The sequence below is a fragment of the Streptococcus parasanguinis genome, from assembly GCF_901875555.1.
GTDB lineage: Bacteria > Bacillota > Bacilli > Lactobacillales > Streptococcaceae > Streptococcus > Streptococcus parasanguinis_H.
In genome coordinates this window covers 110804-125665 of sequence record NZ_CABFMD010000032.1, presented here as the reverse complement: position 1 = coordinate 125665, position 14862 = coordinate 110804, and the positions used below count along the sequence as shown (strand labels likewise).

The following is a 14862-nucleotide window of genomic DNA, read 5'->3' as shown; positions in this document are numbered from 1 at the left end:
AAAAAAGTCAGTCTAAGAATAGACCGACTTCCTTTTTTATTTGATTCGTGCTGAAAAAACTTCTTGATCTGAGATTGTGTCGTTGACAAAGGATCCATTGCTTGTTCTTTCCGAGACACTGAGCTGAGTCAGATCCACTTCGGTCACTTGACCTGTAGTTGAAGTGATAGCTAGAATTTGGTCTTGTTCCGCTACTTCTTCTTGGCTGGTAAAGAGATCGAAATCTCCTTGGTCTGTATTGACTGGACCTGCCATGAAAACACGGTGCGGTTTGTTTTTCAGTTCACGCAAGACCTGTAGTCCCCGTTTAGCCCGGCTGGTCACAGGAATGTCATCTTGCAACATCCGTTTGAGACTGCCTCTTTGAGTTAGAAGATACATGCTTGGAGTCGTTGACTTGAAGACAGCCACCACCTGATCCCCATCTTTGAGGTTGATGGCTTTAACCCCTGCTGCCTTCGCTCCTACGACAGGCACTTCTTCGATGTTGAAGCGCAGACCATAACCATTTTTGGTAATGATCATGATGTCTTCCAGAACAACTGGTGCGACAGCGACAATGCGGTCCGCATCGTCTTTCAGTTTAGCATACTTAGTCGATTTAGAACGATAAGTCCGCCATGGGCTCAATTCCTTGCGTTCAAAGCGCTTGATTTGACCTTGTTGGGTTGCCGCAAAGTAGGTCACGCCTTCAAACTGATCCACAATCTCAGCAAAGAGAATTTCTTCCTCTTGCTCGAAATTGGTCAAGGTTTGACTGAGGTGTTCGCCGATGTCCTTCCACTTAGTATCTGTCAATTCATGGATAGGGCGATAAATGGCATTTCCCAAGTTGGTAAAGAGCAAGAGATGCTGGGTGGTCTTCGCAGGCTCTACGAAAATCAACTCGTCATCATCTCGTTTTCCAACTTCTTCCAATGTTGAGGCATTAAACGAACGAGGAGAGGTCCGTTTAATGTAACCAGCACGGGTCACGCTAACAAAGGTTTCCTCTTCAACGATCAGACTGGCTGTATCAATCTCGATCGTCTTAGCAGTGTCTTGCAACTCACTGCGACGAGCATTGCCAAAGAGCTTCTTCACTTCACGCAATTCCTTCTTCATGAGATTGAACATGGTCCGTTCATCCCCAATGATGGCTGCCAAGGTCGCAATTTGCTCCTTGAGGTTAGCATGCTCTTCTTCCAAGGTGACGATATCTGTATTGGTCAAGCGGTACAATTGCAAAGTGACAATGGCTTCTGCTTGTTCTTCCGTGAAATCGTAGCTGACCTTGAGGTTTTCTTTGGCATCTGCCTTGTTATCAGAAGCACGGATCAAGGCTATGACTTCATCGAGGATAGAAATCACACGGATCAAGCCCTCTACGATGTGAAGGCGTCGTTCCGCCTTTTCCTTATCAAAGCGAGAGCGAGCAACAATAATATCCCGACGGTGAGCAATGTAGCTAGAGAGAATCGGCACAATCCCAACTTGACGAGGGGTATAATTGTCAATCGCCACCATATTGAAGTTGTAGTTGACCTGCAAATCTGTGTACTTGAACAAGTAGTTTAATATTAGGTCTGCATTGGCATCTTTCTTGAGCTCAATGGCAATCCGAAGACCATCCCGATCTGACTCATCCCGAACTTCGGCAATGCCGGCCACCTTATTGTTGACACGGACATCGTCGATCTTCTTGACCAAGACAGCCTTATTGATTTCATAAGGGATCTCAGTGACGACGATTTGCTGTTTGCCGCCTTTGAGTTGCTCGATCTCTGTCTTAGAACGGACAACTACCCGTCCCTTACCTGTTTCATAGGCTTTCTTGATTTCATCGCGACCTTGGATAATGGCACCAGTCGGAAAGTCAGGCCCTGGTAAAAACTCCATGAGCTTATCTACCTTGGCAGATGGATGGTCGATCATGTAGACCACAGCATCGATGACCTCCGCTAGGTTATGGGGCGGAATATCTGTCGCGTAACCAGCTGAAATACCCGTTGCCCCATTGACCAAAAGGTTTGGAAAGGCTGCAGGCAAAACCGTTGGCTCTTTTTCTGTATCATCAAAGTTCCAGGCAAATGGCACTGTGTTCTTTTCGATATCTTGAAGGAGATAACCAGCAATTTCAGATAGACGGGCTTCCGTATAACGCATAGCAGCAGGTGGATCACCGTCCATGGAACCATTGTTACCGTGCATCTCAACAAGAATCTCACGATTCTTCCAGTCTTGAGACATGCGGACCATGGCATCATAGATCGAACTATCCCCGTGAGGGTGAAAATTCCCCATGATATTTCCGACAGACTTGGCAGACTTGCGGTAGCCCTTGTCATGGGTATTGCCGTCCTTATTCATAGAATAAAGGATCCGCCGTTGAACAGGTTTCAAGCCATCCCGAATATCAGGAAGAGCCCGTTCTTGAATAATGTATTTGGAGTAGCGACCAAAGCGCTCTCCCATGATGTCCTCCAGGGACATATTTTGGATATTAATCATATAGGGTACAACGCCCGTAAAATGCTAAGGATAATAGAACATTTATCTTTTTCACACAGTACTTTGGGCGCGTTCAACTCCTTTCAAAATTATATGATAAAGTTAAAAAATGAATGTATATAAAAATATTCTATTTAACTATTAATCATGTATCTTATTTATTTCTTTGATTAACGATTGTTTAATTTTTTCCAGACAAGAATACTCTGAGTTCATTTGGAATTTAATTCTTTCTGATTCATTAGATCTATATTCTTTCCAATTTTCCTCAGAAATTTCAACTTCATCTTGTAACCTGAACTTACGCCATGGAAGATAGGATTCGTCCTGAATAACTATAAATTGAATAGGGTTTAAATTTAAAAATTCTCTATACTGTTTATCCCTTGATGCAAAGCAACTTCCAATTAAATCGTTTTTAACCACAGAAGAAACGAATGAATCTTCTAAATTTCTAAAATGGAATATATCCCAAGCAGTATTGCATATATCATTAACCAATTCATTCAAAGTTTTCTTTTTGGGCTTCATTTTTCTAAATGCACTTCTAGTTACTTGTTTATCTTGAAAATACCAATAAATTAATAACAATTCATAATCAGAAAATACTTTCAGCACACATAATGAGTAATTTATCAAATCATTAATTTTATCCTTTGGTTTTTTCGAAGAATTATAGTTTAAGATATAAGCTTTTAAAAATAAACATTGAACTACTAATAATCTTTTATATTCCGGAATCAATTTGTCTGAAAATAGATTAGATAGTTGATTATCAATATCTATCTTATCATCTACATCAATATGTACATAGTTAAATTTACGAATTTGAGAAATATCTGCTTTACATAATTGTTTATAAGCTAATAATTCAGTCTTCACCTTAACTCTATGTTTAGAATTTTTAAAATCAGTTATCTTTTGCGAATTCTCATGTAAAGCAGAGGTAATATCAATTTCATATTCGCTCTTAATAAATTCTAAGAATTGAAAAAAATCTTCAGAGTTACCACTATATGTATTATTCCATAATTTTCCTAAATCAATCAAAATATTTAAATCTAAAGAGATTGACTTTTTTGGTAATTCTATTTCTCTTCCTTCTGGATATTGAAGAGAGAACTCAATAAAATCATTAGATTCCCCTAAATATAATATATTAAAACCATACTTTTCAAAATCAATTATTTTATCAGATTTCTTAATATAGATAACTTTATTGTTTTGTAAAAATACCCCCTCTGATTCTAGAATAGACACTAATTTTGAAAGATCACTCATTGAATCGTAAAAGCGTCCCGCAATTTCTTTTTTTCTGTCTACTTTTTGTCTATTTAATATATTTAATAATAAGAATAACATATTTTCATTGTCCATATTTATAAAAACTATTTTAAATTAATGTAAAATAACTTGTATTTTATAAAATCACATTAGCCTTTCCTGATAAATAATCTACTGTTAAATAATTTTATAACTAGGAGCTCTCCTATAATCCGAACCTCTCCTCAGCATAATCCATCATCTTTTTAGCCTCTTTCTGATCGTAGGCAAACCCCATCTTTTGGGCCAGAATTTGAGCTTCTCGATCGAATCCCTTCATTGTGGAAAATAAAGACTTAGTGATTTTATCGAAACTTGATAAATCAAGCAAAGCTGAGAACTCCTTCTCTTGCTCAGCTGGTAGATACTGGAAGAGGTGCTTGTAGTTCTTTCCGATGTCAACTACTCCCCTATTGCTTGTCACCTGCCAAGCTAAGACCTTGAGGAGTTCTTGCTGACAAATGCCATAGAGATGATCAGTCGCATAGATAAGCTGATTTCTTCTAATGGCCTTTACGACATATGCCGATACCCACCAAAATTCATTGCAGGATGTTGCAAATTCCTCTTCGGAGGGCGGAGCGGTCCAGTAGCGCTTAGCATTAGGCTGATAGGCTTCAAACAAGCCATTGTCGTCTTTTATAACTTCAAAATTTGCTTCGCTCTCCACCCACTCTTGGATATACTCCTTGGGGCAGAGGCTTAAATCAATACGATTCCCATCTTCAAAGAGCATGAGGTAAAGACGACGGTTACCTAGGATATTATACTGCTCAATGATACGAGTGCCAAACTGGTCCAACCAAGCAAGATTGCTTGTTAGAGTATCTAAGTCATCCACAACATAAACCACGTCGTAATCCTGAAACTCATCTTTTGGTGCTTTTGGATTTGCCTGTGAACCGGACATGGCGACAGCCTCTACTTGGAGAGTTTTTGCTGTGTGTAAAATTAGATTCAACATTTCGGGGGCAGTTCTCATGTTAATACCTGTTTCTCATTTGATATTCCTGTATATTAGCATACTATTTCTCAAGTTAAAATAGTTAATCAATTATAAAAGATTTAGCTATTCTTCTCTCAAAGTTTTTAGTTTCGACAAAATTCTAGATTCATCCATGCTTAAAATAACAAATAAAGTCGAAGTATAGATGTCATCGTACCATTGTTCCAGTTCATCATCAGTCAAATCAAGATGATATTGATTTGAATTATTGTGTCTTAAACCAAAATTATTATACATTTCAAAAAGTTTTTCAAACGCGGTAACCTTTTGATTGTTGACTTTCAAAATATCTTTTAATTCTTCAGAATTATTTAGTTCTCTCCTAAACGGTTCAAGGTAGTTCGCTAAAGCAATAAGTATTTCTTTCTTACGCTGAATATTTCCCTTATTTGAAAAATGATTATATTCTAAGACCTTTATCGCCTCCTCAATACTAGTTTCAGATACAATCTGAGAAGCTTCTGAGGCATATACATTCTTTTCAACAATGATTTTGTTACCATTATCCAATGTAATCAATTCATGATTTGATAATTCTAAAAACCTTTTAATATTATCAAATATAATTTGAATAAACTCACTCTCTTTCTTTGTAAATTTTTCTGCAAGATTACAAAAAATATCAACTAAGAACTCAGAGAAAACAAATAGTTGTTCAGTTGTATTATAGATATTCGATCCAACAAATTCTATCATTTGTGAATAATTGGTAAAGGTTGAACGATTAGGATAATCTAAGAAATTATCAGAAATCGCACTATTTAAACTTGTTTCATAATAGATACTCTTGAAATTTCTCTCCATTTCCAGTAAATCCATCAAATTTTTTAACTCTCTCTGTGGATCAAATTCCATACGGTTCAAAATATCAAAATAATTCTGTCTCGCCATAATATTTCCTATACTATCCTTAAAACGCTGTCGTTTCTTCCAAGGTGAACTTAACATTGTCTTCAATCCATTGACGACGTGGTGCCGCCTTATCGCCCATTAGGACGGAGACGCGGCGTTCTGCACGAGCTAGATCATCAATGGTGACACGGATCAAGGTACGGGTTTCTGGGTTCATAGTTGTTTCCCAAAGCTGGTCTGCATTCATTTCCCCTAACCCTTTGTAACGTTGGAGGATTGCTCCACGGCCAAAGGTTCGACGCAACTCCTCTAATTCGCTATCTGTCCAAGCATAGGCCACTTCTTCTTTTTTCCCTTTGCCTTTCGACATTTTATATAGAGGAGGAAGCGCGATGTAGACATGTCCAGCTTCTACCAAAGGTCGCATATAGCGATAGAAGAAAGTTAGGAGCAAGGTTTGGATGTGGGCACCATCTGTATCCGCATCGGTCATGATAATGATCTTATCATAGTTGGCATCTTCCACTGAGAAATCTGCCCCAACTCCAGCACCAATGGTGTAGATCATGGTGTTGATTTCCTCATTCTTGAGGATATCACTCATATTGGCCTTCTCAGTATTAAGAACCTTCCCACGAAGGGGAAGAATGGCTTGGAACTTCCGGTCCCGTCCTTGTTTGGCAGAACCACCAGCTGAGTCTCCTTCGACTAGATAGAGTTCGTTTTTAGCAGGATTTTTAGACTGGGCTGGGGTCAATTTACCAGATAGGAGCCCTTTGTCTTTCTTGTTTTTCTTGCCATTTCGGCTTTCATCCCGCGCTTTTCGAGCTGCTTCACGCGCATCCCGAGCCTTGATAGCTTTACGGATCAGACTAGAAGCCAACTCCCCATTTTCCATGAGGAAGAAGGTTAATTTATCCGAAACAATGCTATCGACGACTGGACGAGCCAGGGGACTCCCTAATTTGTCTTTGGTTTGTCCTTCAAACTGCAAATGAGCTTCTGGGACCAAGATAGAAAGAACAGCGGAAAGACCTTCACGGTAGTCCGATCCTTCCAGATTCTTGTCTTTTTCTTTGAGAAGTCCGGTCTTTCTTGCATAGTCGTTCATGGCCTTGGTAATGGCTGTCTTCAAACCCGTCTCGTGGGTTCCACCATCTTTGGTGCGGACATTATTAACAAAAGATAAGATGTTATCAGAGTAGCCATCATTGTATTGCATGGCCACTTCTACCTGAAAACCATCTGACTCCCCATTAAAGTAGAGAACAGGTGTCAGGGTTTCCTTGTCTTCGTTCAAGTATTCAACGAAATCCTGAACCCCATTTTCATAGTGAAAGGCCACATGGTTGTCTTCTTCCTTACGAAGGTCGGTCAGCGTCAGCGTCACGTCCTTAAGCAAGAAGGCTGACTCTTTGATCCGCTCAGCAATGGTATTAAATTTGAAATCTGTCATTGAAAAGATGGTTGGATCCGGCATAAAGGTAACCTTGGTCCCGGTCTTAGACTTGGGAGCAGTCCCAATCTTTTCAAGAGTCGTAACAGGCTTCCCACCATCTTCAAAGCGTTGTCTGTAGACAGCTCCATCACGGGTAATTTCTACCTCAAGCCAGCTTGAGAGAGCATTCACGACGGACGATCCCACACCGTGGAGACCGCCAGAAGTCTTATAACCGCCTTGTCCAAACTTTCCTCCCGCGTGGAGAACTGTAAAGATCACCTCGACAGTTGGTTTGCCCATGGCATGCATTCCTGTCGGCATTCCCCGTCCTTGGTCTACCACGGATAGTGAACCGTCTTTATTGATGGTCACATCGATTTGTGATCCAAAGCCAGACAAGGCTTCATCGACTGCATTGTCAACGATCTCCCAGACCATGTGATGCAAGCCGTTTCCATCGGTTGATCCGATGTACATCCCTGGACGTTTACGGACCGCATCTAACCCTTCTAGTACCTGAATGGCATCGTCATTATAATTATTAATATTGATTTCCTTTTTTGCCACAAGGAACCTCCTGTTTGTTCATCTTTTCTATATTACAGTTTTTTAGGAAATTTTGCAAAATTTTTTCTCTTTATATGGAGATTTCTATATCTCAGTATAAAATGCTGGCTAAACACTTTCTTCAGATGTCACACTTGATCTCAAGAAATTGCTTTTTCTATTAAATGCTTTTTGATATAATGAAGGTATGATGAAAGAAATAAGTATTTTAATTTTGGCCTATCTGTTAGGCTCCATTCCTTCGGGATTATGGATTGGAAAAGTCTTTTTTAATATTAATTTACGAGAACATGGCTCAGGTAATACTGGAACGACCAATACCTTTCGGATTTTAGGGAAGAAAGCTGGGATCATCGTCTTTGCGATTGATCTCTTGAAAGGAACACTGGCAGTCCTTCTTCCGACTTTCTTTGGAATTCAGGGGATCTCGCCGATGGTCTTTGGTCTCTTGGCTGTTTTGGGACACACTTTCCCAATTTTTGCTGGATTTAAAGGCGGAAAAGCAGTGGCAACAAGTGCTGGTGTTTTACTTGGCTTCTCGCCTGTTCTACTACTCATTTTGGCTGTGTATTTTGTAGCCAGCCTGTATTTAACCAGTATGATCTCGTTTTCGAGTGTAACTGTTGCTCTACTCGCCATTTTATCAGTCCTTCTTCTCCCTTTGACTGGATGGATCTTGCACTGTTATGATCCGCTTTTTACAATCATTGTCTTGGCATTAGCGACCTTGATCATTCTTCGTCATAAAGATAATATCCAACGGATCAAAGAGAAAAAAGAAAATCTCATCCCTTGGGGAAAGAACATCACCCACCAACAACCAAAAAACTAGAGCCTGCGCTCTAGTTTTTTGATTGGGCTAAAAATAACGGCTTATTCCTTGTTCGGAACATCTTTTGTCTCTATTATACCATCTTTTATCCTTTCACAAAAAGAGCATTCAAAACGAAATTACAATATTACCTTAAAAACTTTCCTTAGGTGAGTACGGACGTCAGCGAACTTCAAAGAAGTTCCATGACTTAGTTTTGAACCTAAGGTTTCAAAACTCCCGAGTTCTAGAAACAATAGTGTTTCTAGAACTTTTCTCACGGAGGAAAGTTTCGGTAAATTATTGATAATTTTTAAAATTAGAACTCATTTATATTCTTTGAACAATTACTAACATTAGTATACCAGAACCTAATTTGAGCACAAAAAAAGCATCCCAATTGGAATGCTTTTTTCTATTTCTTAATAGTACTCCCCTTGGCGGTAGTTCCAAGAGTTGAAATGATCGGATAAATGCATCATGATCTTATCGATATCCAATCCTTTACGGATCACGACTGGACAAGTATTGACAGAACGGCTGCCTGCTCCTTGTTCTGGGATGAGCTTACCTTCTGCATCCACCATAGAAACCATCACTCCTTGTTCATAGCGAGTTTCGACGGTCTTGTCTGGTTGGATAGAAGCTACATAGTCATCGGCTTCGATGACCAAGTCCACAGCACCTTCGATACGCTCACCGATTCCTTCGACCTTCCCGCGATTTCCTTTACCGGAAGGGTTAGCTGAAGAAGCATAAACCATCTTGCCTTCTTTTTCCCACATTTCTTTGGCGATTTGCTCACCAGCTTTCCCAAATTTAATGACAAAACAGCTGGTTCCACGAACGTCTGTCATGAGTTCTTCACGTCCATCTCCGAAGGCTTGCAATTTTGCATAAGCATCTTCGCGCCATGGAAGGATACAACCAAGCAAGATATCTTCATCCCAATGTTTTTGGTAGAAGGCTTCGATTTCAGGATTCAATTGCGCAAGGGCACGAAGTTCATCCATACTTCCGCAAAGAACCACACCTGGTTTGTTACGGTTGCGTTCTTTGGCTTCAAACTTCCGTTCCAAGCCGGCCTTGTCACTGGTCATGATGATGTAGCCAACTTTTGTAGGGCAGACGATACAACCACCCTCTCCCTTCAAAATATCAAATCCTTCTTGTGAAAGTGTTCCGTCCCATTGAATGTGTCTTGTCATAAGTCTCTTTCCTTTTCTATTCTTTTTAGTAGTTTATCAAAAAATCACGAAAAATTCAATATATTTTCAGAAAATTCATAATTAAGTATACAATTTTATCATTGCCAGTAAGCTGGCCGATTCTTTTCATAAGCTGCGATCAAGTTTTCGTACTGAAGCGTAATCCCTATATCATCCAACCCATTGAGCAATTTGTGCTTCCAATCTTGATCGATCTCGAAGCGAAACTCTCCAACAGGCGAAATGATCTTCTGCTCTTCCAAATCCACTGTTACTGGATCTGTGGGCTTCAAACTTGCCAGTTTTTGACGAACTTCTAGCGGTTGCACAATCGGCAGCATGCCATTATTGAGCTCATTATTGTAATGAATATCTCCGAAGGATCCAGCTATAACGACCTTAAAGCCATAATCTGCCAAAGCCCAGGCGGCGTGCTCCCGAGAGGAGCCAGCCCCAAAATTGTCACCAGTGATCAAAATGGTTGCCTGGCGGTATTCTGCCTTGTTAAAGATGAAATCTGGGTCCTCAGTATACTGGTCATCCAAGTAGCGCCAAGCATACATGAGGTATTTCCCAAAACCTTTTTTATCAATCAACTTCAAGAATTGCTTGGGGAGGATTTGGTCGGTATCGATATTATCGTTCATCAAGGGAACCGTTGTCCCCGTATAAATGGTAAATTTCTCCATGATTCCTCCTTTTACTCGACTTCTGGCAATTGGCGCACATCGACAAAGCGACCAGCAATTGCTGCTGCAGCGGCCATAGCGGGGCTACAGAGATGGGTTTTGGCCCCAAACCCTTGGCGATCTTCAAAGTTTCGATTGCTAGTAGAGGCACAGTGGACGCCATCCGGCACCTTGTCTGGGTTCATCCCGAGACACATCGAGCACCCTGGATCACGCCATTCAAAGCCTGCATCCATAAAGATTTGATCCAAGCCCAACTTTTCAGCGGCATGCTTGACCGGACGAGAGCCCGGTACGGCAATGGCTGTTAAGTTGGGTGCGATTTTTTTGCCTTTCACAAACTTGGCTGCCAGCTCTAAATCACTGAGACGCGCATTGGTACAGGAACCGATAAAGATATAGCCCAATTCAATGTCTGCTGGTTTTTGACCAGGTTCTAAATCCATATAATGATAAGCCCGTTCATCATTCATGTCCCGAATCTCTGGGAAGGGTGTCTCAAAATCCACTCCCATAGAAGGATTGGTCCCCCAAGTCACCATCGGAGCTAGTTCAGATACATCCATACGGATGACCTTGTCGTAGACCGCATCGTCATCACTGACCAGAGTTTTCCAGTCAGCTACTGCGGCCTCAAAATCATCTGGCACACATTCGCGTCCCCGAAGGTAGTCAAAGGTCGTCTCATCTGGATTCATGATCCCCATTTTGGATCCAAACTCGATTGACATGTTACAGATGGTCATGCGTTCTTCCATGGTCAAGCGATCAATCGCTTCTCCCCGATACTCTACGACATAGCCAACTCCGCAAGCAACACCGTAGCGCGCTATCAAAGCTAGGATGTAATCTTTTGAATAGATTCCTTTTTGTGGGGTTCCGGTGAATTCGACCAACATCTTCTTTGGTTTGACTTGCCAGATGGTTTGGGTGGCAAAGACATGCTCCACTTCACTGGTTCCAATCCCAAAGGCAATGGCACCAAAGGCTCCGTGGGTTGCGGTATGGCTGTCTCCACAGACAATAAATTTTCCTGGCTGGGTCCGACCGGTTTCAGGGCCTATCATATGAACAATCCCTTGTTTTTCTGAACCGTGAGCTGCATGATCGATCCCGAATTCTACTACATTCTCAGCTAATTTGTCAATCTGGGCCTTTGAAATGACATCTCGGATATCATAAATATTAACCGTTGGAACATTGTGATCAAAGGTTCCAAAGGTTAAATCGGGTCGGCGAACCTTGCGTCCTGCATCCCGTAATCCTTGAAAGGCTTGGGGACTCGTCACTTCATGGATATAGTGTTGGTCCACATACATGAGTTGGGGTTGCCCTTCCACTCCTGTAATCACGTGGCGGTCCCAAAGTTTATCAAAGATAGATTTTCCACTCATCGTCTTTCTCCATTTATGTTTTTGCTAGGGAATCCATCGAAGGATTAGAAAAAGAACACCTGCTAAGAGAAGGCTACTGATCCACCAGGTGGCTTGGAAATACCATTTCCGTACCTTGTGGTGAAAGAGATATCCACCTAGAAGAGCTCCAAATCCACCAAGTAGCCAGCTCTCGAGTAAGAGGACCTTTTCAGGAATCCGCCACCTGTTTTGGATGGCTTTTCGCTTATCTAAGCCATAGGTTAGAAAAACCATACCGTTCCAAATGGCCAGCACTAGTAAATAACGTTCTCTCCAAGTCATCTTAGAGATTCCTTATGATAGCTGCTGTCATCTCTGCAGTCGAAGCCTGACCACCTAGATCTCGGGTTAAAATCCCCTGATTCAAGGTTTGGTTGACCGCTTTTTCGATCATTTCTGCACCTGCTGTTTCTCCAAAACTGTCTCGGAGCATCATGGCAACGGAGAGGATCATGGAAATCGGATTCGCAATACCTTGACCAGCAATATCTGGTGCTGAACCATGAATCGGTTCGTACATACTTGGCCCTTGGTCAGAATGACTGGCAGACGGCATCACGCCTAGTGTTCCTGGAAGGACGCTCGATTCGTCCGATAAAATATCTCCAAATAGATTCTCTGTTACGACGACATCAAAGCGAGCTGGATTGGTGATCATGATCATGGCTGCACTGTCTACAAGCTGATGCTCTAAAGTCACATCTGGAAATTCTATGGCAACTTCTTCTGCCACTTTGCGCCATAATTTAGACGTTGCAAGGACATTTTGCTTATCGATACTGGTCACTTTCTTGCCACGTCCTTGTGCGATCTTGAAGGCTTGGCGCATAATCCGACGGATTTCTTCTGCGCTATAATCATTGATATCGCGCGCTGTATTTTCTTTCAAGATATGCTCTCCAAAGTAAATTCCACCTGTCAATTCACGCACAATCACGAAGTCAACACCCTCGATACGCTCTGGTTTCAAAGGAGACAGGTGTTTCAAGGCGTCAAAAATCCGTACAGGGCGAATATTTACAAAAAGATTTAATTCCTTGCGAATAGCGAGCAAACCTTGTTCAGGACGAACAGGAGCATGGTCATACTCCGGACTTCCGATGGCTGCAAGAAGAATAGCATCCGCTCCTTTCGCTGCTTCTAGAGTATCTTGGGGAAGTGGATGACCAGCGACATCAATCCCAGCACCCCCAAAAGGTTTGTCTTCTAGGCTATAATCAAAGCCAATTTTCGGAGCAACAGCTGCGAGAACCTCTAGTCCAGCTGCCATGATCTCAGGGCCAATCCCATCTCCTGCAAGTGTTACAATTTTCTTTGTCATGTTCATTTCCTCTTAGGCTTGTGGAAGATCACGGTAGGAGACAGCTCGTCCCATCTCACCCGCATTCTCTTTTTGCACTAGGGTATTGGCATTGATATAGGCAATCGCTGACGCCTTCAATACGTCAAAGTCCAAACCAGAGGCATTGAAAATCGTATCTGTATCGACATTTTCCACGGATACCAAGACACGGGCTTGGGCGTCAATCCCATCGGTCACCGCATCGATATTGTAAGATGTCAAGCGAACAGTTTGGTTGAAGAATTTATCAATGGCATTAAAGATGGCTTCGACAGATCCTTGACCAGTGGCAAGGAATTCAAGCACTTCTCCCTCTTCATTGCTGAGGCTAACTGCTGCAGAAATACTTTCATCGGCATTGGTCGACAAGCGGAGATCGTTAAATTGGAAGCCATCTGGATTTTCTACTGCTGTACCGGCAACAAGGGCGCGGATATCGGCATCGGTGATCTCGTGTTTTTTGTCTGCCAGAGATTTGAACTTGGCAAATAATGGTTGGATATCTTCCTCTGAGAAATCAAGTCCTAACTCATGGAGTTTCTCAATAAAGGCATGGCGACCAGACAATTTTCCAAGAGGAAGACTGTTGCTCTTGACGCCTACCAACTCAGGGGTGATGATTTCATAAGTAAGCGGGTTTTTAAGGACCCCATCTTGGTGAATCCCTGACTCATGTGAAAAGGCGTTGCCACCAACAACCGCTTTGTTTTTAGGAATTGGAATCCCAGAGTAACGAGAAACCAACTCAGAAGTATTGATGGTTTCATTGAGCACAATCGGACTCTCCACCTGGTAATAGTCTTCGCGAATATTAAGAGCGACCGCTACTTCTTCAAGCGCTGCATTTCCAGCCCGTTCACCGATCCCATTGATGGTCCCTTCCACACGGCGGGCCCCATTTTTGACAGCAGCAAGGCTATTCGCCACTGCCATTCCTAGATCATCATGGCAATGAGGGGAATAGATAATCTCGCGGTCCGTCTTGACATGGTCAATCAAGTATTTGAAGATCGCGCCATACTCTGCTGGTGTCGTGAAACCGACTGTATCAGGAATATTGATGTAGCTAGCCCCTGCGTCGACCGCAGTCTGGACAACTTGCAAGAGGAAATCCAATTCCGTCCGTGTCGCATCTTCTGGTGAGAACTCCACAACCTCAAACTTTGAACGCGCATATGAAACGTGCTCTTTAATGGCTTCAAGTATTTCTTCCTTGCTCTTGTTGAGTTTAAACTCCCGGTGAATGGGACTGGTTGCGATAAAGACGTGAACTTGCGGATACTTGGCATCCTTTAAGGCTTCGTAGCAGGCATCGATATCGGATTTAACAGAACGAGCTAGGCCAGTGACTGCTGTCTTGGTCAAGACTTTTGCAATTTCCTGTACAGCGGTGAAAGAGTCTGGACTGGCCGCTGGAAAGCCAGCCTCAATAGCAGAAATACCCCATTTTTCCAATTGTTTGGCAATGGAAATTTTTTCCTTGATCGAAAAATTTACACCCGGTGTTTGTTCACCATCCCGAAGACTAGTATCTAAAAATTCAACTTTACGCATAGGGTCTCCTCATTTCTATGTAGTGGATATAAAGAAAAACATCTCACTCGGTCAACCAAGCGAGATGTTTTTGCCCGCTTGGTAAGCCAAACAGGACTAATGCTTCTGCACTAGCCCTTATACCTCAACAACAAAGCAAATTGAATAAACTTAGCTGTTTTCAT

Annotated in this window: 12 protein-coding genes; 1 reads left to right on the top strand and 11 read right to left on the bottom strand. The window is 41.9% G+C overall.

Annotated elements, in window-relative coordinates:
* Nucleotides 1–36 precede the first annotated feature (36 nt).
* From parC to parE, 5 genes are all read right to left on the bottom strand, one after another.
* Nucleotides 37–2490 (bottom strand): DNA topoisomerase IV subunit A, encoded by a 2454-nt coding sequence (gene parC, locus JX304_RS07710; protein WP_205011969.1) that lies wholly within the window; start codon nt 2488–2490, stop codon nt 37–39.
* 141 nt (nt 2491–2631) lie between these two features.
* A complete protein-coding gene (locus tag JX304_RS07705) occupies nt 2632–3852 on the bottom strand; it encodes a hypothetical protein (protein WP_205011968.1) in 1221 nt (406 codons plus the stop codon).
* 127 nt (nt 3853–3979) lie between these two features.
* Nucleotides 3980–4795 carry an aminoglycoside 6-adenylyltransferase gene (locus tag JX304_RS07700; RefSeq protein ID WP_205011967.1) on the bottom strand — a complete coding sequence of 272 codons (816 nt, stop codon included), beginning with the start codon at nt 4793–4795 and terminating at the stop codon, nt 3980–3982.
* Between the two features lie 87 nt (nt 4796–4882).
* Nucleotides 4883–5710 carry a hypothetical protein gene (locus JX304_RS07695; RefSeq protein ID WP_205011966.1) on the bottom strand — a complete coding sequence of 276 codons (828 nt, stop codon included), beginning with the start codon at nt 5708–5710 and terminating at the stop codon, nt 4883–4885.
* A gap of 19 nt (nt 5711–5729) precedes the next feature.
* A complete protein-coding gene (gene parE / locus JX304_RS07690) occupies nt 5730–7679 on the bottom strand; it encodes a DNA topoisomerase IV subunit B (protein ID WP_205011965.1) in 1950 nt (649 codons plus the stop codon).
* Between the two features lie 187 nt (nt 7680–7866).
* On the opposite strand from parE, the gene plsY reads away from it, so the two are divergent.
* A complete protein-coding gene (gene plsY, locus JX304_RS07685; RefSeq protein ID WP_205011964.1) occupies nt 7867–8511 on the top strand; it encodes a glycerol-3-phosphate 1-O-acyltransferase PlsY in 645 nt (214 codons plus the stop codon).
* Between the two features lie 401 nt (nt 8512–8912).
* On the opposite strand, the gene JX304_RS07680 is transcribed toward plsY, so the two are convergent.
* The 6 genes from JX304_RS07680 to JX304_RS07655 form a co-directional block, all read right to left on the bottom strand.
* A complete protein-coding gene (locus JX304_RS07680) occupies nt 8913–9698 on the bottom strand; it encodes an L-threonylcarbamoyladenylate synthase (protein WP_200771810.1) in 786 nt (261 codons plus the stop codon).
* 98 nt (nt 9699–9796) lie between these two features.
* Nucleotides 9797–10387: a 3-isopropylmalate dehydratase small subunit gene (gene leuD, locus JX304_RS07675; RefSeq protein ID WP_205011963.1), complete on the bottom strand. Its 591-nt coding sequence runs from the start codon at nt 10385–10387 to the stop codon at nt 9797–9799.
* Between the two features lie 11 nt (nt 10388–10398).
* On the bottom strand, nt 10399–11781 hold the full coding sequence (gene leuC, locus JX304_RS07670) for a 3-isopropylmalate dehydratase large subunit (RefSeq protein WP_205011962.1): 1383 nt from the start codon (nt 11779–11781) through the stop codon (nt 10399–10401).
* A gap of 24 nt (nt 11782–11805) precedes the next feature.
* Nucleotides 11806–12084, bottom strand: a complete 279-nt coding sequence (locus JX304_RS07665) for a DUF1294 domain-containing protein (protein WP_205011961.1) — start codon at nt 12082–12084, stop codon at nt 11806–11808.
* A 1-nt stretch (nt 12085) separates the two neighbouring features.
* Nucleotides 12086–13123 (bottom strand): 3-isopropylmalate dehydrogenase, encoded by a 1038-nt coding sequence (gene leuB, locus JX304_RS07660; protein ID WP_205011960.1) that lies wholly within the window; start codon nt 13121–13123, stop codon nt 12086–12088.
* A 12-nt stretch (nt 13124–13135) separates the two neighbouring features.
* On the bottom strand, nt 13136–14698 hold the full coding sequence (locus JX304_RS07655) for a 2-isopropylmalate synthase (protein WP_205011959.1): 1563 nt from the start codon (nt 14696–14698) through the stop codon (nt 13136–13138).
* Nucleotides 14699–14862: the final 164 nt, after the last annotated feature.

Excerpts from the sequence above, each read along its gene's own strand:
- parC (WP_205011969.1), bottom strand. The coding sequence starts at position 2,490 with ATGATTAATATCCAAAATATGTCCCTGGAGGACATCATGGGAGAGCGC.
- JX304_RS07705 (WP_205011968.1), bottom strand. The coding sequence starts at position 3,852 with ATGTTATTCTTATTATTAAATATATTAAATAGACAAAAAGTAGACAGA.
- JX304_RS07700 (WP_205011967.1), bottom strand. The coding sequence starts at position 4,795 with ATGAGAACTGCCCCCGAAATGTTGAATCTAATTTTACACACAGCAAAA.
- JX304_RS07695 (WP_205011966.1), bottom strand. The coding sequence starts at position 5,710 with ATGGCGAGACAGAATTATTTTGATATTTTGAACCGTATGGAATTTGAT.
- plsY (WP_205011964.1), top strand. The coding sequence starts at position 7,867 with ATGATGAAAGAAATAAGTATTTTAATTTTGGCCTATCTGTTAGGCTCC.
- JX304_RS07680 (WP_200771810.1), bottom strand. The coding sequence starts at position 9,698 with ATGACAAGACACATTCAATGGGACGGAACACTTTCACAAGAAGGATTT.
- leuD (WP_205011963.1), bottom strand. The coding sequence starts at position 10,387 with ATGGAGAAATTTACCATTTATACGGGGACAACGGTTCCCTTGATGAAC.
- leuC (WP_205011962.1), bottom strand. The coding sequence starts at position 11,781 with ATGAGTGGAAAATCTATCTTTGATAAACTTTGGGACCGCCACGTGATT.
- JX304_RS07665 (WP_205011961.1), bottom strand. The coding sequence starts at position 12,084 with ATGACTTGGAGAGAACGTTATTTACTAGTGCTGGCCATTTGGAACGGT.
- leuB (WP_205011960.1), bottom strand. The coding sequence starts at position 13,123 with ATGACAAAGAAAATTGTAACACTTGCAGGAGATGGGATTGGCCCTGAG.
- JX304_RS07655 (WP_205011959.1), bottom strand. The coding sequence starts at position 14,698 with ATGCGTAAAGTTGAATTTTTAGATACTAGTCTTCGGGATGGTGAACAA.